Below are 25376 nucleotides of genomic sequence, written 5' to 3' on the forward strand. Positions count from 1 at the left end.
AGAGATGCAGAGATGATTACTTTCCAAACTCGATTTCCTGGTTTGGCAATGGCAGTACGTACTGCGTATTATTGATGGTGCCATTAAGGGCGCCCTCAATTTTAGCCAGGTTTAACCGTTTATAATAATAGAAGAGTTGTCCCACGCAGATAAAGTCCCTGCGATACTCTTTAAATATTTCATTCTGTAAAGTAGTTGCGTCCAGTCCTGCAGGCAGTTCTATAATATTCCTGGCAGCGCGGACTTTGTTCAGCCATTTAAGCCCTTCAGCAGGAGCCGGTTCACTTTCTGCGGCGATGTAATACATCTCTGAGAGAGAAAGCACCGGTATTCTCTTCTTTAGTGATTCCCTGTTTTCATCTACCTGCCAGAGCTTACTGGGGAAGATAATACCATTGCTTACGCCCCACAAGCTGTTACTTACAAAGCGGATGTCGGTACTGCCGCCTGCTGCCGTCTCAAACACCGCCTTTCTGCGTTCTTCAGTGATGGTAAATTTCTTGTACATCTTATCACCGGTAGCCATCATAAAGTAGCTGCTCACGGGATCTTTCAGCTTGGATACATAAATGGAGAAAATGTGTTCCGGTGTAAAGGTCCTGTTGAGATCAACGGCATTGGTAGTTAATTCACCGGAAGTAATAAAGCGGAAATTATTGCTGGCAATTACTTCTTTTGCATAGGCGAGTGCCTGTACTTTATCGTTGTTATAGAGATACAGTCTTGCCAGTAATGCTTTTACCGCCCAATAGTTCATCCGGTTGTTGCGAAAGGCGAGGAAGTCGTCGTTGCCACCGGGGTTGCTCATTTGCGGATATACTTTCAGTAATGCTTCTGCTTCTTTCAGATCTTTCTCACATAAGGTAATCACCTCGCTTACTTTTAAGCGCGCCTGTGGTGTTACCGTAAAGGAAGTCATATAAGGAATGGCGGTAGCAGTAGCATCTGATTTAGGAGAAGGTGCATATAAACGCAGCAGATCGAAGTGTATAAAAGCCCGCAGTGCCAGCGCTTCGCCTTTGATAATATTATAGTTATCCGCTGTAAAGATTGATTTTTTGTTGTCGATATTTTTCAGGATATAATTTGTTTGCGCGATGGTGGCATACATATTACTCCAGATACTATTGATGATGCCTGTTATACCGGCATTGGTATACTGGTAGGTGGCCGCATAAAAAAAGTCGTGATCTATTTTCGTGGTGTTGTCGTATCCCTGCGATAAGACTTCCAGGAAACTGAAAGTCAGGTAGCCACCGTATAGTTGCCCGTCGGCCGCTTTCTGATAGCTGCCATACAGTGCATCTTTGAAACCCTGTTCAGTAGAAAACTGTTCTGATTCCTTGATTTCTGTCTTGGGTCTTACATCCAGCCATTTCTTGCAGGAGGTAAGTGTGAGTGAGGTGATGGAAGCTACCAGGAAAAGTATATTGCGTAGATGTTTCATGTTCAGATCCTCTTAAAATTAAAAAGTGGTTTGTAACTGTAAAGTGAAGCTGCGGCTGAAAGGATAATCCAGGCCTCTTTCCCGCTTAATGCTGGACCACCAGAACAGCTGGTTGGTGAAGAGGGTGAGCTTGGTATCGTGCAGGCGTAACCGTGCGTTCTGCGCGTCACTTAAGCGGTAATACAGCGAGGCGCTTTCGAGGCTCAGCCAGTCGTCTTTCTGTACAAAGCGGGAAGTGGCGTAGGTGATGGTGTTAATGGTGTACCCGTTATTATCCACAATTCCCTTATAAAAAGTTATGTCACCTGGCTTTTTCCAGCGCTCTTCAAATACACGGCGGTCCACATTAAATCTCATGTCAGCGCTTTCTACCCTGTCAACCAGTGTTTGGTTATAGGTATAGCCACCAAACCGGTACCGGAAGTAGAGGTTCACACCGATGCCTCTTTTTTCAAAATTGGTTCCGAAGGTTCCTTCCAGTGTAGAGCGGGCGTCTCCTACTATTACCTGGTCCAGCGGATCATACACAGTAGTAGTGGTACCGTTGCGGGTACGAAAAATTTCTCTCCCGGTAGAAGGGTCGATGCCCAGCGAAGGCACTGCCCAGATAGCGGTGGTACTACGGCCTTCAGCAAAGCGGGCCAGCGGTGTGGTGCTGAGTGAATCAGTATTTCTTTTGTTTAGTTGTTCGAGGGTATTGGAGATTTTCTCAATTTTATTCTGCACATGAAATCCGTTGGCAAAAACGGACCAGCTGTCGCGGTTCCGCGAATTAGAGAAAATGGTGTAGCGTAAATTTACTTCATACCCTTTGCTTACTACGTCGCCCATGTTATCCATATACATGGAAAAGCCGGTAGATGGGGCGGTGGTGATAGACACAACAGAACCTTTTGTCTTCTCTTCAAAATAGTTGGCGGTAATATCCAGTCGTCTGAAAAAAGTACCGTCAATACCAAAGTTGCTTTTGGCGGTCTGCTGCCAGGCAAGATTGGGGTTACCAAAGCCAAGCAGGGAGGTGCCGAGGTGGTATAAATAATCCTGGTCGGTATAGTACCTGCTGGTGGTAAGACCGAGGTAGCTGGCAAAATTGGAAGAGCCGGTATATCCGTATGAATAGCGGAGTTTCAGCCGGTTGATAGCGGTACTGTTTTCCAGGAATTTTTCTTTATGAATATTCCATCCGCCGCCTACGCTCCAGAAAGAGGCAAACCGTTTATTGGCGCCAAACTGGGAAGATCCATCCAACCGGTATGAAACATCCAGCAGGTAACGGTTATCGTATGCGTAACTCACATTGGCGAAGTATCCCAGCAAACGGGTAAGCCCTTCTGTGCCGAATGGCCGTGCACCTGTTTTGTATCCGTTTCCCAGTGTCACCTGGTCCAGTTTATCATTTGGGAACCCGTTGATGGTGTAGGATTCTGAAGTCAGTTTTTCCTGGCGCAGGGTGGTACCCAGTGAACCAAAGAACATGTGTGATCCGAACGATTTGTTTAAGTCGATGGTGAAAGCCCCATCGATTGTATTCCTTAAACCGTAACCTTTCGTGTAAGATCCTTTTTCATAATATCGTTCCACAGGGATACTGTCGAAGGCAGTGTGTTGCGCCGGGAGGAACTGATCTCCGCCATTGGTGGTGCGCTGATAGGCAAAGCGGCCGGTAAAGCGCAGCCATTCTTTTGCCTGCCATTGCGCAAAAAAGTTGTTAGTGATATTTTGCTGTGTATACTGATCTACTGTGTGCAGGGATACATTATAAACCGGGTTCAGTTGTGAAGCCAGCCGGGTGTCATCAAAGAAGCGGATATCTTCCAGGTAGTATTTGGGATTTCCGTTTGCATCGTAAGGCGACCAGTAAGGATTTAATTTAGTATAAGTATAAAATGAGCCATAGGGTGAGTTAACTGCCTTGTTGAAATTGAGGGTAAGATCATTTCTGAATAAAAAGTTTTTATATCGATAGGACAAATACGTGTTACCGGAGATATTCTGCCGGCTGGAGCCTTTCATGACTCCCTCTGTAGTGTTGTAGGTACCATTGAGACCGTACATCACCGATTCCGATCCACCTTCCAGGTAGAGGTTATGGGTACTGCCAATGCCGTTGCGCAGGGGTACATTGAGCCAATCGGTATTGATACCTTTGGCTACTTCCGCCAGGCGGTAGTTATACTGGAAATCTTTTTCTTCCTGCCAAACGGGGATGGGATAGCCGTTATAAAGACCTGCTTCTTTTTCCAGCTGGAGTTTCTCTTTGGAGTTTACCAGGTCATAGCCTTTGAGGTCGGGCAGTTCTGCCACCACACTACCGGTATAGGTTACACGTAAACTGCCTTCACGGGGTCTTACGGTTTCAATAACAATTACGCCGTTAGCTGCACGGGAACCATAAATAGAGGTAGCTGCCGCATCTTTCAGGATAGTGACCTTTGCGATGCGGTTCATGTCAAAATCGTTTACCCGTTGTAGTGATACTTCAAAGCCATCCATAATAAAGAGTGGTGTATTGGGGCTGGTGGTAAAGTCGTATACGTTGTTTTGATTAGTGCCATTCAGATTACCGAGGCTGTTGCCGCCTCTTACCACTACACTGGGCACTGCGTTGGGGTTGGAGCCGGCAGCGATATTTTCCGGCATCTGGAAAGAGGGATCGAGTGCGCGCAGTGCGCTTAATACGCTGTTACCCGATACCTTGTTCAGCTCTTCTTTTGTATAGGAAGATGCTGCACCGGTGAAGTTTTCCGCCGGCCTGGAAAACAGCCCTGTTACCACTACTGCGTTCAGTGACTTGGAACTGGTACTGAGTTTAACCGTGAGGTTAGCGGATCTGCGTACTTCCACTTCCTTTGTTTCATAGCCAACATAACTGATAAGCAGGGTGGCTTTACCGGCTGATACATCCACCGGTATTTTAAAGGCGCCTACTTCGTTGGAGGTGGTGCCGTTCAGTACTTTAGTTCCTTTCTCAATAACAGTGGCGCCCACAATGTGGTCGCCGCTTTTTTCATCGAGGATACGGCCGGTAATAACTGCCTGTTGTTGGAATAGTTCTGCTGCTTCATTGTCCGAAATGCCGGGATTGGCAATAGGTTTTACATACAATACCACGCTGCTGTCGACCTCCCGGTAGGCGAGATTAGTATTCTCCAGTACTGCATTCAGCGTAGCGCTTACGGAACGGCTGGCAGTGGGGAGCGTGATATGTTTGTACTTCGCTACTGCTGTAGGGGGATAAGCAAAAAGAAATCCGCTGGCCTGCTCAATTTTCTTAATAGCGCTGTGGAGCGTTTCATCTCTGAGGCCGAGTGTAATTGTTTTCTTTCCCAATTCCTGGCCCCACACCGGTGAGGCTATCAGTAGCTGAACGGACAATGCCAGCAGAAAAGAATACAAGAAAATTATCTTCATAATAAAACCTGTTTTGCCCTTTTTCCTAATGTATGGTTGGTTGATTCGCATAGGGACATAGCGATCCCTCACGGAGATTAGATCCATAATTCTGATGGTTGATTTAGATAATTACAATTAAAAAAATTAGCAGCTACACGCGGTGCACAACGCGCTTTACCGGATGAAGATCTTCACCGATATTATATTCCGTTTGTTGATTGACTACCGTTTTATAAGCGTTTATCTATTGATTGGCACATCCTTCACCGTTCAGTACTACTTTATCGTTGGGATAAATGGTATACCCGGCATTTGCCACACTGCAAATAATGGTCAGCACTTTCTCCAAAGGCTGGTTATGAAAAAATGTTCCTGCAATACGGCAATTTTTTAATGCCTCATTGGCAAATAATATTTTCACATGGTACTTATCTCCTATCATAACAGCTGCTTCCTCCATACTTACATCGTCCAGCACCAGGAATTCATCTTTCCATTTTACCACTTCCATACTTTTCACCTGCGCCCTTACTACTGTACTGGTAAGCATATTTACTGATAGCTGCTGATCTGCTACCAGTACGCCATAGCTGCTTTTCTCATCATTTACCTTTACCTTACCCCTGGTAACGGTAATCACTACACGCTGCTGATCGGTTGATGCTTTTACATTAAAAGCGGTCCCAAGTACCTGCGTGCTGAGCTTACCGGTTTTCACGATAAAGGGTTTATCCGGCACTTCTTTAATATCAAAATATCCTTCTCCCCATAACCGCACTTCTCTTTTATTCCCTTTGAAGTCGCGATTGTATTCCAGGCGGCTGTTATCCGCGAGTAACACTGTACTTCCATCGGGCAGGCGTACAAACTTCGTTTGTACTTCCACTATTTCTTCCGCGGCAGGTGTAGCTGCGGATAGGTTAATGGCTACCAGCGGCTGTTTTTCGCCTGCATGCCACCACCACCAGCCGGCGACAGGCAGCACCAGCAAGCCAGTTACAATGGCAGCCAGCGCCAGCCTCCGCATGCCGCGGCGACGGTTCCGTTTAAGCGGGATAATGCTGGCAATGTGTGATTCGGCCGACATGATATTGCCGATCATCTCATGATAGCGCTCAAATGAAACGTCTGGTTCCATGATGCCACTATCCCATTCCGCATCTATCCGGTTCTTTATTTCTTCATCAAAGTTGCCTTTGTTGATCAATCCCCTCAATTCATTCCACTCTGCCTCGCTGGCTTTCCCGGCAAGGTATTTATCCATTAATCCATTGAATCCAGGGTCGTTCGTCATAACGATTACAATAACTTTACAGGAACTTACAGGTAGTTTTTCAAAACTTATATAATAACAGACACCTGACAAATTCCGATGGTGGAGGGTGAATAAATATATTTTTTATTGTTATTTAACAAGAGTGATCATCAGGAGGATACTGATGCTGCCGTTCAGGTAACGGCGGATCGACTGTAACGCCCTGGCCATATGGGATTTCACGGTAACGGCGGAGATATGCATGCGGCTGGCGATGGCTTCATGGCTTAGTCCTTCTTCTTTGGCAAGGCGGTATACTTCCCGTTGCTGGGGCGGCAACTGTCCGAGGGCGGTCTGGATAATTTCCCGGTATTGGTGTTCCTGGATCCGGTGGTCAGTATCGTTTACCATTACCTCCCGGCGGCCAAGCTCTTCCCGGGCGGCGGCCTCATTGGCCCGTTTGCGGAAACGGTTCAGGACCAGGTTCCTGGTCACAACTTTCAGATAGGCATCCAGATTTTTTACTTCCGGCAGGGTTTCACGCTTCAGCCAACACTTCAGGAACACATCCTGCACCACTTCTTCAGCGGCTGCCTGCGACCGGAGAAACCGGAACGCCACAGAATACACCTTCGTACGGTAGCGGCTAAACAGCTCCGTAAAAGCATACTCACTGCCCTGTGATAACAGTTCCAGCATTGTGTTCTCATCGTAATTACTCGGGGAAGGCATATCCACGTAATATATGATTGCCCGACAAAATAGTTCAAAATATTTTAGCAAAACAAAAAAACCGCAGCCAGGAATGACTGCGGTACTTTTCTTATCCACTCGTTTATCGTTGTAAACTCAACGCTGTATTATGCGAAAACTGTTGTAATGTAGCCGTTACAGCCCTTTCCAGTTCGGCGCCGGCCAGCTCTTTGCGGAAAGCTTTTTCCTCCAGTGCGGATATCACCTTGTATAGCGGTTCATCATTTACTTTCTTCTGCAGGTTAATTTCGCTGCTCTCTCCATAGATCTTATCCCAGCTTTTACGGACTACCGCCCAGAAAGCCTTATGCTGCTCCCACCATTCCTTAGCCTGCTGACATTTACTTTCACTGGTGCGGTTATAGGTATTTAATCCCTTTTCTCCCACAATCACCTTATCCATGCCGTTTGCGCGGATCACCTTCTGGTTATCCTGCTCATGCACAGAGCCGGTAGCGGTGATTTCATGATGATTTACCCGGTGCAATACGTTATAGTCCTTACGGGTTGTGTATTCCCTGCGGGGTAACGGCGCATCTGAGGCGGCTTCCCAGTAGTGGCGGCCGTCTGCATGTACCCAGGTAGCGGAACCTTCATAGCGCGGTTCATCGTCCACGCCATATACTTTCTGTGACCACTGACCTTTTACCTGTGCGGCGGGCAGCGTGACCTTCTTCCACTGGTTATCCTGCGTATAGGTCAGCAACTGTTGGTTTTCATACTGCCAGTCCTCTGTCCAGTGTTTAATCACGTTGCTATCTGCAATCAGCAGATGTTGCAATACAATGCGGTGCGGATCTTCTGAGGCCACCGTTACATATTCAATGGCGTCAATAATCTTATGATATCCTTTAGGCTTATAGCTGCTATCTGCCGGGAATGTTTCTGTGTATTCAAAGGTCACGTCCTGGCAGCCACACATACTTTTGATCGCTGCTTTATCCTGCGATAATTTATCGCCGCCCTTTTGCTGGGCGGTTGCTGCCAGCGTTATGAATGCGCTGATGGCTAAAATGGAAATATGTTTCATAAAAATAATAATGAGTGGTTAGTTGAATTGGCGTGTGCCATTTGGCTGATAAGCAAACCGGAAATTATAATAACGGCTTACTGAATTCTGGTCCGGTGCAGCCGGCGCATCCTTATAATAGCTGGTCACTTCCAGTTTGGCATAATTACCATTCGCGGTTTTCAGTACAATTACAGCGCCTGTTACCGGTGAAATTACGTGTGTGGTCATGTTGTAAGCATACCAGCCGGTGATGGCTTTCTTTGCAGTAGCATCGGTAGTATAGCCTGTTTCCGGCGCTGTTGCCAATTGACTGAATACACCGGTAATCACCTGGGCTTCGGCTTTACCAGGTCCGCTGGTGCCGCCATTGATGATAATGGTAGTGGCTTTGAAACCAATGTCCCATTTGGTGGTGGCGGAATCGCTGTTCGGAATTACTTTATTATCTGCGAGGCTGTATAAAGTAAAGCTGCCTTTATTTGCTGCATCTGCATCAATGTTTGTTACCGTTTTGGTTTCCACTGCAACCACCGGCGGTGTAACGGCATCATCATCCTTGCTGCAGGATCCCAGTGTAAAAAGCGACAGTGACAGCATACCAGCTGTGAGTATTTGTTTCATATAGTATTTGGTTAATGGTTTACGTGATGATAAAAATTCCAGGTGGCGCCAATGGAATAGATCCTGCCTGGCATGGTACTGATATGCTGTGCATCCGTGTAGTTAAACACGTTTTCCAGCGTGGCCTGCATACGCAGCTGCCGTTTGAACAGGTATTTAGCTGCCGCAAGATTTACCGTAGCATAACCGGGCACAAACTCACTGTCCTTATCCGGTGTGTTATTCCCGTTCTCGTCGGTGAAGCCGTATTTACTTCGGTACAGCATTCGTGCATTTGCATCGATACCCAAACGGTACAGGCTATACGCTATTTTCAGGTTGGCTGAATGATGTGAGCGGTTAAATAATCCGAAGTATTCGCGGCGGGTAAGTGCGCGTGTTTCCCCGGTGGTTTCATCTTTCGTATATACTTCCCCGTTTTTCACCTTTTTGAAAAGATCATTATCTTTTGAGCGAAGGTATTGGTAGCCGGCGGACAGCTGCAAATGCCTGCCTACAGCTTGTCCCAGCTCCGCTTCTGCGCCGGCAGTAGTAATGCTGTTGATGTTTACATAGCTATATACTGCCAGATCGTTTGTTTTTACGGCAATAGCGCGGGTGTCTATCAGGTTTTTTACACTGTTATAAAAGACATTTACTTTGGTGGTGGTACGGGAAAATGGTTTCCCTTCCACTCCCAGGTTATAGGACCAGGAGCTTTCGGCATCCAGGTTTTTCAATTGTTCCGGATCGATGTTCACCTGTTTGATCTGCCCCTGTTGCTCCATTTCTTTCAGGATATCCGCTGCCAGTTTGGTACCTACCACGGTGTAACCAACTGCTGCGTTATTAAAATGCAGGTATAGCCGCCTGAAATCAGGCGCACGGTAGCCGCGGCCGATGGTGCCCAGCAGGCGCCAGTTGGGCGTTAGCTGATACGACACCGATAACTTCGGACTGAACTGAGACGGGTATTGGTTATGCGTATCAAAGCGGCCGCCGAGTAATACATTCCATGCATTTGCCGGTTTCCAGTTTTCCTGTATAAATACATACCCGGTATTAAAGGCCATCCGTTCCTCATAGCGGGTGGCTTCGAGCGATTCATGCACATATCCCACACCCGCGGTGAGCTGATGTTTCGGATGCAGCTGCCAGTCGGCCTGATATTCCGGTTTCAGATATTGCTGGGTAAAAAATGATGCATCATACAAACTTTTGTCCTCCCGGTAATGCATATCTTCATTGGTGGAATACCGCGAATAATACACCCGCCACGTTTGTTTGAAACGCTGTACCGGCGTATGAATCAGCTGTAACGATCCGTTCATATCCTTCTCCTTTCCGATATCATCCACCATTCCTTTGGCATCCGGGAAATAACTGTTATACTTTTGTTCATAGTAGCGCCCGGAGAGGATGGTGCTCCATTTGCCGGACCAGTTGTGCTGCCAGCGCGACTGTGCCGTATATGCTTTAAATGGCGATACAGTAGGCGCAGTGCTTTGGTTACCAAGCGTGTATCCGTCACTGTTATAAGCATTTACACTGGCGGAGAAAGAGCCTTTCTTATAAGGAATACGTGTACTGCCATCAAGGGTATAGGTATTATTGGAACCATACCGCGCGCTGATACTGCTTATTCCCTCCTTGCTGTTGTTGCTGGTAATGATGTTAATAACGCCGGCCAGTGCATCGCTCCCATAGAGTGAAGAAACAGGCCCTTTAATGATTTCAATTCTTTCTATATTACTCACCACAATCCTCGACAGGTCGAACGTGCCGGCAGTTCTGCCTATGAGCGGTTCTCCATCCAGCAGTATCAGTGTGTACTCTGCTTCCAGTCCCTGCATCTGCACACCTGCTCCATGATTGGAGGTGATGAACAGGCCGGTTTGTTCTGCCAGTACCTGTTGCAGCAATACCGCTCCCATGGCCTGTATCTGTTGTTTATGGATTATAGTAACCGGTACCGGCACTTTGCTTAACAGTTGTTCATTCCTGGTAGCGGTAACCACTACTTCCTGTAACACTTTACTGCCGGAAGTAGTGTCGGTTTGGGCAAAAAGGGTCCCTACCCGCATGATGCAGGTGAGCAGGAATAAATATTTATACATCTTAAGGTTTATCTGAAATTGTGAAGCAAAAGTACGGGCATAAACAACAGCACCTTTACGAGTTTGGGAAAGTTATTTACGAGATCCGGAAATTTGCTGTTAACTTAGTTAGTCCGGAAAACTAACCGTTACCGGAACAATTTTAAATCATCACCTGTTCATTAATATATGAAAACACAATACTTCCCGGCGGCCGACAGAGGCGTTAAAGACATAGGCTGGCTGAAAAGTAATTTCTTCTTCAGCTTCAGCGATTTTTATCATCCCATGCGCAGCGCTTTCGGTACGCTGATCGCGTTCAACGATGACTACGTAGAAGCCGGCAAAGGCTTTGGTACACATCCGCATGTGAACATGGAAATCATTTCCGTTTTACTGAAAGGAAAGATGAACCATAAAGATTCCATGGGATACAGTACCGAGATAGAAGCACCTGCGGTGCAGATCATGAGTGCCGGCAGCGGGTTAAGGCATGAAGAGTATAATATAGGTACGGAAGAAGTTAACTTCTTACAGATCTGGATTCTTCCCAAACAACAAAACATTTCACCGAGGTATCAGCAACGGAGTTTCCCGCAGGAAAAAAGAAAGAACAAACTGGTGACGATCGTATCCGGTGAAGAAGGGATGGAACACTGCTGGATCAATCAGAATGCGAAGCTGTCGCTCGGATACTATGAGCAACCTGCCAGTGTTACCTATGCCTTCAACCCCTTGAATAAGTGCCTGTTTATCTTTTCTATTGACGGCAGCCTCAGGGTACAGGACCAGGTATTACAGCCGCGTGATGCGATAGGGATATGGGAAACCGGTGAGGTGACATTGCAGTGCGGCGAAAAAACAACATTCCTGGTTATCGAAACGCCTGTCAATCAGAAGTAAATCTCTTCTTAATACATATTAAATACAGACATATTATTACTTTTCTAAAATAATAACATCCAATTTATTCATACAGGTAATTTATTCCACCGGGAATCATTAAATTTATATTGCACCGCTTCAAAGGCTCAATTACCTGTATGATTAATACCTCCCAAAATAATTACATAGGTTTCGAGGTACTCTTTAACCATGCCACCATCAGCATACTGGTTGCCGACAATCAGCAGCGGATCGTGATGGCCAATCCCTTCCTGCTTAACCAGTTTGGCTATACGAAAGAAGAAGTGACAGGTCAGCTGGTGAGCCTGCTGCTTATCAGCGATCATAAAGAACAGTATGCGGTAAGGAAAAACGGCAGCCAGTTCCCGGCAGAGATCAGCCAGGCTAACCACTCCACCCCGGAAGGAATACTAACCATTATTTACATCACCGACACCACCGATCGCCGGAATGCGGAGATGACCCTGCGGGAACTTTCGCAGCAACGCAAAGAAGCGGCTGTGAAAGACGGCTCGCTCCAGCGCATGAACAGCTTCCTTAACAGCTTATGGACCAGTACCGGCGCCATGATCATCGTAATCAATAACGATGGTTTCATCCGGTGGTTCAACCCTGCAGCAGAGAGGATTCTAGGCTATAAAGCCAGTGAAGTGGTGGATGTATATACCCCGATGCTGCTGCACGATCCGGAGGAAGTAGCCCTGCGGGCAGAAGAATTTTCACAGCAGCTGAACCAGCCGGTGGCTCCCGGTATGGAAACGCTCACCATTAAAGCCAGGCTAAACCTCTATAATGAATATGAATGGCAGTACATCCGGAAAGATGGTAGCACGCTGCCGGTTTCCCTGACGGTATCCGCCATACGGGATGCGGCCGATATTACCGGGTATATCGGTATTGCCATCGACCTCTCCCGCATTAAACAGGCGGAATCTGAGCTGAGAACTTCCCTGGAAAAAGAACGGGAGCTTAATGAACTTAAATCAAGGTTTGTATCCCTCGCTTCCCATGAATTCAGGACACCCCTCAGCGCCATCCTTTCTTCCATCTACCTGGTGTCCAAATATGAAGCAGATGATGACGTAGCCAAACGGAGCAAACACATTCAACGTATTATTTCCGCGGTAAATATGCTGACGGATATACTAAACGACTTCCTCTCGGTAGGAAAAATAGAAGAAGGAAAGATCCAGGTACGCCACAGCACCTTCGACGCCGGTAAACACATCAGCAACATCCTGGGCGAAATGGACGGACTCAAAAAAACCAAACAGAATATTTACTATGCGCACCACGGCGCCGCCCATGCCTGCATGGACCCTACACTATTAAAACACATTGTTATGAATCTTGTATCCAATGCCATCAAGTTTTCTCCGGAGGGAGCCATTATTTCCATCCGGTCACAATGTAGCGACAACAGCTTCCAGCTATCCGTAAAAGACAAGGGAATAGGTATTTCAGAAGAAGACAGGCAGCATCTTTTTGAGCGGTTTTTCCGTAGCCAGCATGTGTCCAATATTCAGGGTACAGGGCTTGGGCTGCACATTGTAGCCAAATATGCGGAATTGATGAATGGTACAGTTTCCTGTAACAGCGCTCCGGAAAAAGGCACAGAGTTCCTTGTTACGGTTCCCTTCCCCCAAAACTGAGGCTCATGGAAAAAATACTGCTGATTGAAGATAATGCTGCCATCTGTGAAAATGTAGCGGAAATCCTTGAACTGGCCAATTACCAGGTGCTCACTGCCACCAATGGCAAAGAAGGCGTGGCCATGGCGTTGGAACACCTGCCCGACCTTATTGTATGCGACATCATGATGCCCGTGCTGGATGGCTATGGCGTTTTACACATGCTGCATAAAAACAAGGCCCTCCAGAAAACGCCTTTTATCTTCCTGACAGCCAAAGCAGAAAGAACAGATATACGGAAAGGAATGGAGCTGGGTGCAGATGATTATATTACCAAGCCCTTTGAAGGCACAGAGTTGCTCAGCGCGATAGAAAGCCGGCTGAAAAGATGCGCTGAGATCAAACAGGACACGGTTACCGGCTTGCACGGGCTCCAGGTACTGCTGTCGGCCAGTACCGGCAAAGATCAGCTCACCCTACTCAAAGAAAACCGCAATACCAATCACTATAAGAAGAAACAACGCATTTACGCTGCCGGCAACCGCCCGGATCATTTATATTACCTGCTCCAGGGAAAAGTAAAAACGTATAAACGGAACGATGAAGGAAAAGAACTGATCATAGGTTTATATAACGAAGGGGATTTTCTTGGATATAATGCCCTGCTCGAAGGCGGCAACTACCAGGAATATGCGGAAGCGATGGAAGACACACTGGTAGCAGTGATCCCGCAAAAAGATTTTGAACAGCTGATCAGCAGTAACCCGGAAGTGCTGGGGAAATTTATCCAGCTGTTATCAAAAGAAATGGCGGAAAAAGAACAGCAACTGATCGGGCTGGCGTATAACTCGCTTCGTAAGAAAGTAGCGGAAGCATTGCTGATGCTCGACAAAAAATACAATACCGCCGGCAGTAAACATTTTACGATCGATATCAGCCGGGAAAACCTTGCCGCAGTAGCGGGAGTCGCAAAAGAATCATTGATACGCACGTTGGGCGATTTCAGGGATGAACAGCTGATTGCCCTGAAAGAGGGGCAGATCGCATTTTTATCTCTCAAAAAACTGGCGGCGCTGGTAAACTGATGCCTATACTTTTTCTGCCGCTATAAAAATGAGGAATGCCACCTTTAAACGCTCGTACTCCTGCATCATTCCCTCCATATCATTTTTCAGCACCGCATAAAGATGCGGCGAAGGCACGCCAGCCGGCTGCTTATTCAGCCAGTCGAGCTGCTCCCCTATTTCATGCCGTAACAGGATCAACGACTCTTCCCGGTCCAGCATCGTGAGCTGAAATTCTTCTGCCTCCTCAATAAACGACCGCCGCGTAGTTTCTTTCAACGCAGCCGCCAGCCGGTTAATCAGCGAAGCATTATCTTCTCTTAAAGCTTTCAGGGTTCTGATCCAGTTGTTACATGCCTCCCGGTAGGCCGCAATATCTGTTTCAGTGCTAGGATCATACGGCATATTGATAGTTGCTAATTATAATAGGTTTGCTGCATGTGCAGATTTTTATCTACACCCCATTTCTTTAATAGCTGACATAGATGTTGCTGATGATGATTCATTTGCCGGATACCTGACATTAACTCCATAATATGACGGAGATATTGTTCGCCCGGTAAATAGTTTTCCTTTCTTGCCACATCTTCCAATACAGACAACATCGTTTTGCTTTGCAAAACAAATTCCTTCACTACCTTATAAAGTTTATTGATGTGTTCCTGTGCGGGCTCCCCTTCCGGTTCCCGCTTTTTAGACCTTCCGGCCGGCTGCAATTCCTGCTTCATATTACGCAGGATTACATTGTGGTAAATAGATACCTCCCGGTAGAAATGAATGATGAGATCACTGAAATCCAGGTAAAGCCCCGGTAAACTACCAGCTGATGCCTGTACCTGTGTATAAAATTCTTCCAGTTTCAGCATCACCTTTGCGGTTTCAGGCGCCGCTTTATCTGCGATACAGCGTTGTATTTCTTCTGCGTACCGGTCGTTGTTACCCGGCATCCCCAGTTGCATATCCAGCAATGTTTTCACACCGGCATGACGTCCGTATTGTCTGAAAATATGATTCCCATATTTACGTAAATGCCTGATGGGAAAAAAAAGAAAACCTTCACAAAATTTCCGCTGACGGGATGTAGGAGTTAATCCGCTGAACATGATTTGCATTTTTTTAACAGTAGGTAAAAGTACCACCGCTGATAGAACGGTGATACCTTCTCAACAGCACATCTTCGCTTTTTGTTTACGCCAAGGAATCCAGGTGGATGTCCAAATGCTGCCGTAAAACTAAACCGGAATTCGTTGCTGAACAATGACGGGCATTACTCCTTCTGTTGACAGTCATCATTTTTTTAGATGACCGGGATCATTAGCGGACTGATGAGGCTGGTAATTTATACAGCGGAAAACGAGGAATTTCCTTACTACGCGGCCTTGCTGGGTAACAACAATAGGAGGCAGCGACCGCACGGAGCTAAAGAACGGCGCCAGTTCTTCTGTTACAAATTCCCGTTCATCCACATCATCATTTACGTCGGTCAGTGAATTGATAAACAGGGCATTTTTTCCTTTTAATGCGTTTATATTGGTTCCGATAAAATCGAACTGCAGTGCATTCTCACCAATAATATTACGGGAGTATACCATGCGCCCCAGGTAAAGATTGAGCATCGCACTGGTTTTATAATCATCGGCAGAAAAAATAAAATCATCGGGGTATTCTTTCGACAATGCCTTCACACCATCGCCCAGCCCCTTCCAGCCGATCATGGTATCATCTGAATGAATGGGTACAGGATAAAAAATGATTTCCACTGCCAGCGCCAGGTGGATCACCAATGAACAGATCCATTGCCAGCGTACATACTTAAAGGTGATCCAGGTGCTTATCCATATAGTGCCCGTTATATAAGCAGGCATCATCCAGTTTATCTTTACCCAGTAAATGGGAGAAATGACCAGGAAAATACCAAAAACAGGAATAAAAAAACATAAGAGGAAAAGCTGACGGGCAGAGATGCGCGTAATATGCCATCTGTATTTACGGACCAGTTTATACACATAATACAGCAAAGCAAAGAATAATACAGGTAGCAGAATAGCCGCCTGGTGACCAATAACACCGAAAAAGTCCAGCGGACGGAACTCCACGCCCTCTACCCGGTCGGACGACTGGAACCGGAAAGAGGCAAAGTCGTTATCCACATTCCAGATCACCACGGGCAAAATGGTGATGCAGAAAAACACGACGCTGGCCAGGAACCAGGGGGACCACAAATACCGCCGGTGTTCTTTCGACAGTAATAAATAAAGCACCGCTCCCGCCGGCAGGAAAACAGCTGTGTACTTGCTGTCGAATGCCAGCCCCATGGCAATCCCTGCCCATATCCAATAGGCTTTACGCTGCTCAAATACCGCCCTGTACACTGCTATCAGCGATAAAGTCCAGAACAATAGCAACGGCACATCGGGTGTGGATACCAGTGATAAGATAGTGACCATCAGCGTAGCGCCCAGCAGCAACAGGCTATTCCAGGCACGCTTCAGTGGCAGGAAGCACCTCGATAAATTGTAAAAGGCCAGCAGCGTACCAATGGTAACCAGGGTATCTGCCAGCTTGATCACAAATATATGCCGGCCGAATAAGTCTGTAAAAGCACGCAGGATCCAGGCAATAGCCGGAGGATGATCGAAATATGACAGGGCGAAGTGTTGTCCGTAGAAATAATAATAGGCGTCCTGGGGCATGGCACCCATAATACCTATAAACGAAAATCTTAGCAGCACAATCATTCCGATGGCGATAGCCATGCATTTATGCGCTGTGATATAAGCAATGAAACGATTACTCCCCGGTAGATCCTGCATATGATAGGCTGACAGTTGTAATTATAACAGATGATGTGGTCAGATGCCCTCCTTCCACAATCTCTGTGCCGCTTGGTGATTTCATACCTGCTGCTTAACTATAATTAACATTACTGTACCCCTTCGTTCAGCTTCAACAAGGGATTATTCCGCCTTCAGACTATTTACCGGATTAGCCCTTGCTGCCCGTAGCGACTGCAGTCCCACAGTAGCAAAAGCAATGAGTAATGCGCCGGCTGCTGCTATCGCAAACAGGTACCAGCTGATGCCTGCCCGGTAGGCAAAATCCCTCAGCCAGCGTTCCAGTAGATACCAGGCTACAGGTGTGGCAATCAATACAGAAAAGATCACCAGTTTGAGGAAATCTTTTGACAACAACGCTACAATCCCACCCACACTGGCTCCCAATACTTTCCGGATGCCTATTTCCCGGGTACGTTGCTCCGTCATGTATACCGTCAGCGCCAGCAAGCCCATTACAGAAATGAAAACGGAGATGAAAGTGAACACATGAATGATATATTGTACCCGCGTGTAGCTGCTGAAAACCTGTTGAAAATTATCATCCAGGAATGAATAGCGCAGCGGAAATCCCGGCTCTATCGTTTCCCATAGGGCACTGATATCTGCCAGCGTTTTATCCAGGTTGGCCGTATTCACCTTCACGAGGAGCGCTCCTCCGGACTGATAAGTGCAATGTGCATTGGAAATACTGTACAGGGTGGGGCGTACATAACTGTCAAACCCCTGCACCTGGAAATCTTTCACTACCCCCACTATCTGGTAGGGCACACTGTCGCAGGAGGCATAGCGGATCTGTGTACCCACAGGATCAACCACGCCAAGCGATTTGGCCGCCGATTCGTTGATGATGGCCGTGTTGTCCTGGTCCTCCGGGTGTGCATCCGAAAACATCCTGCCAGCCAGGACCGCAATACCGAGTGTGGCAAAAAAATCGGTACTTACCCGCACGGAAGAGAGTGCCCTACTGCTGCCTGCATAATTGAAAGTGCTGAAAGAAGTATCTATATCGCCGCCGGGAACCGCCGTGGTTTTGGATACCAGTTGCACCCCGGGAATACGTAGCAGCTTTGCTCTTGTTTGCTCAAAATTCTTTTCACGGGTTGGCTGCATCGCTTCTATCTGCACTACCTGCTCAGGATTAAAACCAATATCCCGGTGTTTCATAAAATTCATCTGGTGCGCCATCACCAACACACTCACCATAAAAAATACAGATACGGCAAACTGCACCACGATCAGCGAATGGCTGAAACGCTTGCCGGTATTGCCCATGCTGAAATTACCCTTCATCACATGTACAACGCTCCTGCGCGCAAATACCATTGCCGGGTACAAGCCCGAAATAAGTATAATAGCCAACAAAGCAGCTCCGCCCTGGAGGATCATTTTATAGGAATACAGCTGACCGGAGAAAGACAACGACAACCCAAACGTTTGGTTAAACAAAGGCAGCATGATAATACACAGGCACATTGCCAGTAACAGGCTGATACCGCATTGAATGGTTACTTCCATCATAAACTGCCCGAGTATCTGGGAGCGGCTGGAACCCATCACTTTTCGTACTCCCACTTCCCGTGAGCGCTTCAACGTTTTTACCAGCGACAGGTTGCTGGAATTCAGCGCGCCGCTCAGCAATAGTAAACCTGCCAGCAGGAACAGAATCATGGTTGTTTTAAAAGGGCTGCTTCCCAAACGTGGGAAATTATGAATATCCGGTACGGCTTCCGTAAACAGCGAAGGCGCATGTCCCGCTTTAATATAGGCTGCGTAAGATTCATTACCTGTTTTCAGGCGATGCTCATAAAAAATACGGTTCACTTTATCTTCCAATATTCCCGGTGTTAATGGCTCTCTTAAACGGATATACGAAATATAGGAAATATTACCCCAGCCACTATTAGCAGCCATATATGGGTCTCTCAATATAATGGAAGCGTTTATATGCGAAGGCGTGGCCGGTTCCGCAATAACCCCGGATACAGTGAAAGCCATCCGGTTATACACCATTATCACTTTCCCCATGGGATCTTCTTTACCAAACAATTTTTCGCTGACCGCTTTTGTAATCAATGCAGAAGCAGGTGCATTGAAAGCCGTAGCTGCATTTCCTGCCAGTAGCCGCAAAGGAAATACCTGCAAAAATCCGCTGTCAGCCATCACCACGTTTTGCTGATATATTTTGCGATCATCTACACTGATCAGTATTTCATGTTTACCCGAGGGTATTATACGGGTGTATGCCTCCACTTCCTTCATATGTTCCTGCAGCAAAGGCGCCAGGGGAGCCGGCACAGGATTGTTGGCGAAATTACTTTCCGTTTGCCGTGACACACGGTATACCTGTTTCAGCGAAGGATCCCAGCGATCATAACTGAGTTCATAGTTAAGATATAGTAAGATAATGAGAAAACTTGCCAGGCTTATTGCCAAACCACCGATGTTAACAAATGAGGTGAATTTGCTTTTCATCAGGCTTCTGAAAGCGATCTTACAATAGTTGCGAAACATTGCGGTGAGATTTGAAACATACTTATAAAAAAGGTGCCGGAATCCGGCACCTTTGGTTATCAGTTCCTTATAATTAAGCACCCGATAGACAATGTTCACTTTCGTATGGAATATGTTCATTTTCGAACGCCGGCAAATACGCTATGGCTGCATCGTCCATTGTTTTTCCCACTGGAAGAAATCAGGCGCGGCGGCCGGCTTCCCTTCTAACTGCGCAGTGAGATAAGTAATATACATTTTCCAGCGGGGGAGATAAAAATTCCGCATCAAACCACCCCATTCCTTGTTGGCATAATCATGCAGATCTGTTTCCGGGTTGTCCGGCCCCCAATAAGTAATCTGTGTTTTGGCATTCTTTACCAGCAGGGCTTTTTCAGCGGGTGTTTGTCCCATACTCTGCGCTGCGGTTATCCAGGTATCCAGCCTGAAATGACGGCTGCCACTCAGCAACAGGTCTTGCTGCTTTATGAGCGCGAGGAAAGCGTTGGATGTTTGTTTAAATGCTGCCAGGTCTTTTTTCCGGTAGGCAGCCACCATACCGGCAAATACCTCTTCGCCCTGGTTGGCGGTTACCTGGCGCTGGAAATCAATGGCGTCAATTTCATAGGTAGCGTTATCCTTCATTTTGGGCGCTGCCTTCATGAACTCCGCTACCGCTTCGGCAAATTGCCGGGTATCATAGTTCCGCTTGCGCGTACCCCAGGATGACACGGGCTTGTCTTCCAGCGTGGGCCTTGCACAGAATACCGACTCATTGGGGCCTTCCTGGTATTGCGGAAAGCTGCTGTAAGCGGTAGCAATCAATCCCTGCCACGCAGCCTGCAACTGCGCGTTATCGCTGCCATAACGGTAACGTACATATGATTTTATCCATTCCTCTATGTCTGTTTTCTCCGAATGCCAGGCCAGTTCCAACATCAGGTCATAGATCACCGGGTTGTTGTGGATTCCTTCCGGCATAATACCTACTCCTTTGAACCGGGCAGCATACGGACTGTGCGCCGCGCGCCATGTTTCATCTGCAAAGCGCTGCAGCTTACCATAGAGCCCGGACTTTTCCCCGAAGTTGGTAACACTGCACCAGATAAAGGGCGTGCCTTCATATCCTTTGCGGGTTTCCCAGTTGGCCGTATTTTCTCCAAAAAGTTCCTGCACCAGCACTTTCGATTTATCAAGTCCTGCCAGCAGTGCGCCCGAGGGATTGGCCTGCCATCCCTGCAACACCCAGGTGCTACCCGGGAAATGCTGTAACATGGTTTGCTGAATAGTACGGGCGGCGGCGGTTACATCTACCCCTTTACTGATCCCTCCTTCATGAAAGGGATCACCGGCAAAGAAGCGGATATTGCTGCCGTAGAGCTCTTTCATCTCTTCATAATAAATACCGGCTATTTTGGTAAAGGCACTATCTCCGGGCGCCAGGAAATCCGGGCGTTGGAAGCCACCCGCCCATTTGCCTTGTTCCACTACCCTGATCTTCATTTTCTCCTTCAGGCTTACAGGGATCATTCCATAAAAGCCCTGCATCACAGGGGCAATACCGAGTCCCTGCATACGGGTAAGCACCTGCTTCTCCAATGTTGTTTGCTGATCGATCATTTGCTGGGTAACCGGCCCGCCCCATCCTTCGAGGTTGCCCATGAGCCACCACGCAGTGAATCCCGGACCTGCCACAAACTTACGGGCCTCGTCGCTGCTGTATCCTAGCCGCTCCAGCGTATGCTGCCACACCGCTTCCGTACCCATGGTAGCGAGCATTACGTTTACGCCATTAAGCGCCATCCAGTCCAGTTCATGCTCCCAGTCTTTCCAGCTGTAGAAGCTCATCGTATAGCTGATGGTGCAATAATTGAGCGCATAACGGTAATCGTAGGAGGTATTGATGTGTACTTTGTCCTTTATGGAGGGCAGCGGGGATACCGGCGCCAGGTTATCGCCCATGTGCGACATGGAACGGTGACAATAATACTTCAGGTACCAGTTGAGGCCTGCTGCAGCGGCGCTGGGGCTGGAAGCCGTGATCCTTACTTCTTTGCCGGGGGTGGTGATTTCAAATACATCTTTGCCGTTTTCCGCGGGGATACTTTTCAATACCAGCTTATCAGCCAGCCACGGTACTCGGCGTTGTGCCAGTTGTTTCACAGCGGGATAATCCTGCGCAAAAACAGACGCAGACAAGCATAGCAGCAGCGCTGCCAGCAGTTTCTTATTTTTCATTGGTTCACTGTTAGATCAATCAATCTTTAAAGATGGTAAAAAATTATGAATTCCAGATCCTTAATTCATAATTCGTAAATTTAACAGACCTCTTTTCACCAAAACAACCCTGCATGGCTGGACAGATCAATTTACCGGAGCATATCAAAGGTTTAGATGAAGCAGCCGTTACCGCTTCAAGACAACAATATGGCAGTAATATTCCTCCGGAACCTGTTACCAGTCCGCTGAAAGCCGTATTAAAAGAAATCATGGAAGAACCCATGCTGGTATTGCTGATAGCAGTAACGGCTATTTACTTTGTGATGGGTGAACTTGGCGAAGCCTATTTTATGCTGGCGGCCATTGCGCTGGTATCAGGCATTTCATTTTACCAGGATAGCCGCAGCCGCAAAGCGCTGGAGGCGCTGGAGAAAATGAATGAGCCCCTCAGCAAGGTTATCCGCAACGGAGAATTGAAAAGTTTACCCACCAGCGAAATTGTAAAGGGAGATATGATGCTGGTATCTGAAGGTAATACGATCAATGCCGATGGTATGATTGTACACAGCAATGACTTTTCCGTCAACGAATCCGCGCTCACCGGCGAGGCTTACGCCGTATTCAAGCAAAGCGACAGTGAAGATAACAAAGTGTACAGCGGCACGGTAGTGGCATCCGGACTGGCCATCTGTGAAGTACAGGAAGTAGGCGCGCAAACAAAAATCGGCCAGCTGGGGGAAGCCATCCTTAATATCAAAGAAGAAACAACACCACTGCAATTACAAATCCGGCAGTTTGTAAAATGGATGGCCGTGGCCGGGGCCATCGTTTTCCTGGCGGTATGGTTGTTTAATTATATCCGCAGTGGCAGTCTTACCGACAGCTTGCTGAAAGGATTAACCCTGGCCATGTCGGTTTTACCGGAAGAAATACCGGTAGCATTCACCACCTTTATGGCACTGGGTTCCAGGCGACTCATGCAGATGGGAATCATTGTAAAAAAGATCCGTACGGTAGAAGCGCTGGGCAGTGCTACCGTTATCTGCACCGATAAAACAGGTACCATTACTGAAAACAAAATGAGTTTGCAGGCGGTATATAACGGCACCGACTATACGCTATATGAAACAGGCCATTTTCCGTCAGTGCTGATCAGCACCGCGATGTGGGCCAGTGAGCCGGTACCTTTTGACCCCATGGAGAAAACACTGCACCGGCTATACGAAGAAATGACGCCGCTGGATGAGCGTACCAATTACACCATGGTACATGAATACCCGCTGGAAGGCAAGCCGCCTATGATGACGCATATTTTTGAGAATGCTGCCGGCAAACGCCTCGTGGCAGCGAAAGGAGCGCCGGAAGCAATATTGCAGGTTTCCAATCTCCCGGAAAAAGAAAAACAAATGATCCTCGACCAGGTAAACATACTGGCGGCAAAAGGCTACCGGGTATTGGGAGTAGCCACTTCTGATTTTACCGGCAACAATTACCCCGCCACTCAACAGGAGCTGCCGTTTTTTTTTACCGGTTTGCTGGCTTTCTACGATCCTCCCAAAAGCAATATCAGTGAGGTGTTCCGCCAGTTTTACCAGGCCGGTATTAAGGTGAAGATCATTACCGGTGATAACGCCGTTACCACCCGCGCCATTGCAAGGCAAGCGGGCTTGCAGCAGGCAGATGAAGCCGTGAATGGTGATACCCTGATGCAGATGAATGAAAAAAAGATGCAGCAAACATTGCAGTCCGTCAACATTTTCACCCGCATGTTCCCCGAAGCAAAACTGGCGGCTATCAATGCCTTAAAGGCAGATAATGAAGTGGTGGCCATGACCGGCGACGGTGTAAACGACGGCCCTGCGCTGAAGGCCGCTCACATTGGTATTGCCATGGGCAAAAAAGGAACAGAAATTGCCAAACAGGCCGCAGCGCTCATCCTGGTGAATGATGACCTCAGTAACATGGTGGATGCCATTGCAATGGGACGGAGAATTTATACCAATATAAAAAAGGCGGTACAGTATATCATCTCTATTCATATTCCTATCATACTCACGGTATCGCTTCCGCTGTTCCTCGGCTGGATTTATCCCAATATATTTACACCTGTGCATGTCATCTTCCTGGAAGTAATTATGGGCCCCACCTGTTCTATTGTATATGAGAATGAACCGATAGAGGAAAACGCAATGTTGCAACCACCCCGGCCCATTACCCAAACTTTTCTCTCTTTCCGGGAAATGAATATCAGCATCCTGCAGGGCCTGATCATTACCGCAGGCGTGTTAACAGCCTACCAGTGGAGCGTGGCGCAGGATGCGGGAGAACTGCTCACCCGCAGCATGGTGTTTACCACACTGGTGCTCGCAAATATTTTTCTTACCTTAGTTAACCGTTCGTTCTATTATTCTTTTATACACAGCATGCGCAACCGGAACAAACTGATGGTTGCCGTAATTGGTATCACCCTGCTGCTGCTGGCAGCAATGCTATATATTCCGCCGGTGGCAAGGTTCTTCAGTATTACCGGTCTTTCACCGTATGAACTGCTGCTGTGCACCGCTATCAGCGCAGCATCGGTACTATGGTTTGAAATATGGAAACTGGGGAAGAGAAAATTTCAGCGCAATTTAAACTGATGATATGATGAAGGTATTTACAACAAGGATTATTCCGGAAGAAGGATTATCACTCCTGCAACGTGCAGGCTTTACCGTTACACAGTGGTCGGAAGAAAAGGAGATGACAGCTGCGCAAAGAGTGCAGTATTGCAAAAACAGTGACGCCTTGCTTTTCGCTGGTGGTGAAAAACTGGACCGGGCATTTTTAGAACAATGCCGGCACCTGAAAGTGATCAGTCTTTTATCCGTAGGGTACGACAACGTAGATCTGAAAGCCGCTACAGAGCTAGGCTTACAGATCACCAACACACCTGGCGTATTAAGTAATGCCACCGCCGACACCGCTTTTTTACTGATGCTCTCCGTGGCTCGTAAAGCGTTTTATCAACATAAAAGAATTTTAAAAGGCGAATGGGGATTTTCTACTCCTACCGCCAACCTCGGTACCGACATAGAAGGGAAAACACTGGGCATATGGGGCCTGGGCAATATAGGCACGGTAATGGCTAAACGCTGCAAGGCTGCTTTTGGCATGAAAATAATTTACTGTAACCGGCACCGCAATGAAGCCGCCGAAAAAGAACTGGATGCCACCTTTGTAACTTTTGATGAGCTGTTGCAACAAAGCGATGTTATCAGCATACATACCTCTCTTACACCGGAAACAAAAGAGAAATTTAACCGGGAAGCCTTCCGCAAAATGAAGTCCACTGCCATTTTCATTAATGCGGCGCGTGGAGGCATCCACAATGAAACAGACCTCATTGCCGCTTTACGCGAAGGAGAAATATGGGGCGCCGGACTGGATGTTACCAATCCCGAACCCATGCAACCGGATAATCCACTGCTGGAAATGCCTACTGTAGCAGTACTGCCGCACATCGGCTCCGCCACACTGGAAACCCGGAACGCCATGTCCAGGATCGCTGCACAGAATGTAATTGCTGCGTTAACCGGCCAGCCGGTGCCGAACCCGGTGAATCATATTTATGACCTGTAAACAAATACCGCGGTTGATTGTTGGGCTGGTACAATTCAGTAACTTTAGTTA

General features: G+C 47.3%; 17 protein-coding genes. 5 read left to right on the plus strand and 12 right to left on the minus strand.

Annotated features, from left to right (window positions below):
• Positions 1-16 precede the first annotated feature (16 nt).
• From ACLHR0_RS12730 to ACLHR0_RS12760, 7 genes are all read right to left on the minus strand, one after another.
• Positions 17-1447 carry a RagB/SusD family nutrient uptake outer membrane protein gene (locus ACLHR0_RS12730; protein WP_436487041.1) on the minus strand — a complete coding sequence of 477 codons (1431 nt, stop codon included), beginning with the start codon at positions 1445-1447 and terminating at the stop codon, positions 17-19.
• A gap of 18 nt (positions 1448-1465) precedes the next feature.
• Positions 1466-4858 carry a SusC/RagA family TonB-linked outer membrane protein gene (locus tag ACLHR0_RS12735; protein WP_436487043.1) on the minus strand — a complete coding sequence of 1131 codons (3393 nt, stop codon included), beginning with the start codon at positions 4856-4858 and terminating at the stop codon, positions 1466-1468.
• Between the two features lie 226 nt (positions 4859-5084).
• Positions 5085-6134 (minus strand): FecR family protein, encoded by a 1050-nt coding sequence (locus ACLHR0_RS12740; protein ID WP_436487044.1) that lies wholly within the window; start codon positions 6132-6134, stop codon positions 5085-5087.
• Positions 6135-6245: 111 nt separating this feature from the next.
• Positions 6246-6827, minus strand: a complete 582-nt coding sequence (locus ACLHR0_RS12745; RefSeq protein ID WP_436487046.1) for an RNA polymerase sigma factor — start codon at positions 6825-6827, stop codon at positions 6246-6248.
• A 103-nt stretch (positions 6828-6930) separates the two neighbouring features.
• Entirely contained in the window at positions 6931-7878 is a 948-nt protein-coding gene (locus ACLHR0_RS12750) for a DUF6607 family protein (protein WP_436487048.1), read from the minus strand.
• Between the two features lie 18 nt (positions 7879-7896).
• The gene (locus ACLHR0_RS12755) at positions 7897-8481 is read right to left on the minus strand and encodes an HmuY family protein (RefSeq protein ID WP_436487050.1); all 585 of its coding nucleotides are present in this window, start codon (positions 8479-8481) and stop codon (positions 7897-7899) included.
• 11 nt (positions 8482-8492) lie between these two features.
• A complete protein-coding gene (locus tag ACLHR0_RS12760) occupies positions 8493-10577 on the minus strand; it encodes a TonB-dependent receptor plug domain-containing protein (protein WP_436487051.1) in 2085 nt (694 codons plus the stop codon).
• Between the two features lie 168 nt (positions 10578-10745).
• Here ACLHR0_RS12760 and ACLHR0_RS12765 point away from each other — a divergent pair, with 168 nt between their 5' ends.
• From ACLHR0_RS12765 to ACLHR0_RS12775, 3 genes are all read left to right on the plus strand, one after another.
• On the plus strand, positions 10746-11459 hold the full coding sequence (locus ACLHR0_RS12765; protein WP_436487053.1) for a pirin family protein: 714 nt from the start codon (positions 10746-10748) through the stop codon (positions 11457-11459).
• A 140-nt stretch (positions 11460-11599) separates the two neighbouring features.
• The gene (locus ACLHR0_RS12770; RefSeq protein WP_436487055.1) at positions 11600-13114 is read left to right on the plus strand and encodes a PAS domain-containing sensor histidine kinase; all 1515 of its coding nucleotides are present in this window, start codon (positions 11600-11602) and stop codon (positions 13112-13114) included.
• A 5-nt stretch (positions 13115-13119) separates the two neighbouring features.
• On the plus strand, positions 13120-14178 hold the full coding sequence (locus ACLHR0_RS12775; RefSeq protein WP_436487057.1) for a response regulator: 1059 nt from the start codon (positions 13120-13122) through the stop codon (positions 14176-14178).
• A 3-nt stretch (positions 14179-14181) separates the two neighbouring features.
• Here ACLHR0_RS12775 and ACLHR0_RS12780 read toward each other — a convergent pair whose 3' ends face one another.
• The 5 genes from ACLHR0_RS12780 to ACLHR0_RS12800 form a co-directional block, all read right to left on the minus strand.
• Positions 14182-14562 (minus strand): hypothetical protein, encoded by a 381-nt coding sequence (locus tag ACLHR0_RS12780; RefSeq protein WP_436487059.1) that lies wholly within the window; start codon positions 14560-14562, stop codon positions 14182-14184.
• Positions 14563-14573: 11 nt separating this feature from the next.
• On the minus strand, positions 14574-15260 hold the full coding sequence (locus ACLHR0_RS12785; RefSeq protein WP_436487061.1) for a hypothetical protein: 687 nt from the start codon (positions 15258-15260) through the stop codon (positions 14574-14576).
• A 186-nt stretch (positions 15261-15446) separates the two neighbouring features.
• On the minus strand, positions 15447-16913 hold the full coding sequence (locus ACLHR0_RS12790; RefSeq protein WP_436487063.1) for an ArnT family glycosyltransferase: 1467 nt from the start codon (positions 16911-16913) through the stop codon (positions 15447-15449).
• 201 nt (positions 16914-17114) lie between these two features.
• Complete coding sequence (locus ACLHR0_RS12795; protein ID WP_436487065.1) at positions 17115-19505, minus strand: ABC transporter permease; 2391 nt, start codon at positions 19503-19505, stop codon at positions 17115-17117.
• A 141-nt stretch (positions 19506-19646) separates the two neighbouring features.
• Entirely contained in the window at positions 19647-21722 is a 2076-nt protein-coding gene (locus ACLHR0_RS12800; protein WP_436487067.1) for an alpha-N-acetylglucosaminidase, read from the minus strand.
• Positions 21723-21835: 113 nt separating this feature from the next.
• Here ACLHR0_RS12800 and ACLHR0_RS12805 point away from each other — a divergent pair, with 113 nt between their 5' ends.
• Together ACLHR0_RS12805 and ACLHR0_RS12810 are read left to right on the plus strand one after the other, a co-directional pair.
• Entirely contained in the window at positions 21836-24343 is a 2508-nt protein-coding gene (locus ACLHR0_RS12805; protein ID WP_436487068.1) for a cation-translocating P-type ATPase, read from the plus strand.
• 4 nt (positions 24344-24347) lie between these two features.
• Entirely contained in the window at positions 24348-25325 is a 978-nt protein-coding gene (locus tag ACLHR0_RS12810; protein WP_429050730.1) for a 2-hydroxyacid dehydrogenase, read from the plus strand.
• The last annotated feature ends 51 nt before the right edge of the window (positions 25326-25376 follow it).

It is taken from the genome of Chitinophaga sp. ARDCPP14 (genome assembly GCF_051362515.1).
Classification (GTDB): domain Bacteria; phylum Bacteroidota; class Bacteroidia; order Chitinophagales; family Chitinophagaceae; genus Chitinophaga.

What these genes read in the sequence shown, in the direction of transcription:
- ACLHR0_RS12770 (WP_436487055.1), top strand. Translation starts at nt 11,600, where the DNA reads ATGATTAATACCTCCCAAAATAATTACATAGGTTTCGAGGTACTCTTT.
- ACLHR0_RS12745 (WP_436487046.1), bottom strand. Translation starts at nt 6,827, where the DNA reads ATGCCTTCCCCGAGTAATTACGATGAGAACACAATGCTGGAACTGTTA.
- ACLHR0_RS12780 (WP_436487059.1), bottom strand. Translation starts at nt 14,562, where the DNA reads ATGCCGTATGATCCTAGCACTGAAACAGATATTGCGGCCTACCGGGAG.
- ACLHR0_RS12800 (WP_436487067.1), bottom strand. Translation starts at nt 21,722, where the DNA reads ATGAAAAATAAGAAACTGCTGGCAGCGCTGCTGCTATGCTTGTCTGCG.
- ACLHR0_RS12795 (WP_436487065.1), bottom strand. Translation starts at nt 19,505, where the DNA reads ATGTTTCGCAACTATTGTAAGATCGCTTTCAGAAGCCTGATGAAAAGC.
- ACLHR0_RS12760 (WP_436487051.1), bottom strand. Translation starts at nt 10,577, where the DNA reads ATGTATAAATATTTATTCCTGCTCACCTGCATCATGCGGGTAGGGACC.
- ACLHR0_RS12755 (WP_436487050.1), bottom strand. Translation starts at nt 8,481, where the DNA reads ATGAAACAAATACTCACAGCTGGTATGCTGTCACTGTCGCTTTTTACA.
- ACLHR0_RS12785 (WP_436487061.1), bottom strand. Translation starts at nt 15,260, where the DNA reads ATGTTCAGCGGATTAACTCCTACATCCCGTCAGCGGAAATTTTGTGAA.
- ACLHR0_RS12775 (WP_436487057.1), top strand. Translation starts at nt 13,120, where the DNA reads ATGGAAAAAATACTGCTGATTGAAGATAATGCTGCCATCTGTGAAAAT.
- ACLHR0_RS12750 (WP_436487048.1), bottom strand. Translation starts at nt 7,878, where the DNA reads ATGAAACATATTTCCATTTTAGCCATCAGCGCATTCATAACGCTGGCA.
- ACLHR0_RS12765 (WP_436487053.1), top strand. Translation starts at nt 10,746, where the DNA reads ATGAAAACACAATACTTCCCGGCGGCCGACAGAGGCGTTAAAGACATA.
- ACLHR0_RS12740 (WP_436487044.1), bottom strand. Translation starts at nt 6,134, where the DNA reads ATGACGAACGACCCTGGATTCAATGGATTAATGGATAAATACCTTGCC.
- ACLHR0_RS12805 (WP_436487068.1), top strand. Translation starts at nt 21,836, where the DNA reads ATGGCTGGACAGATCAATTTACCGGAGCATATCAAAGGTTTAGATGAA.
- ACLHR0_RS12790 (WP_436487063.1), bottom strand. Translation starts at nt 16,913, where the DNA reads ATGGCTATCGCCATCGGAATGATTGTGCTGCTAAGATTTTCGTTTATA.
- ACLHR0_RS12810 (WP_429050730.1), top strand. Translation starts at nt 24,348, where the DNA reads ATGATGAAGGTATTTACAACAAGGATTATTCCGGAAGAAGGATTATCA.
- ACLHR0_RS12730 (WP_436487041.1), bottom strand. Translation starts at nt 1,447, where the DNA reads ATGAAACATCTACGCAATATACTTTTCCTGGTAGCTTCCATCACCTCA.
- ACLHR0_RS12735 (WP_436487043.1), bottom strand. Translation starts at nt 4,858, where the DNA reads ATGAAGATAATTTTCTTGTATTCTTTTCTGCTGGCATTGTCCGTTCAG.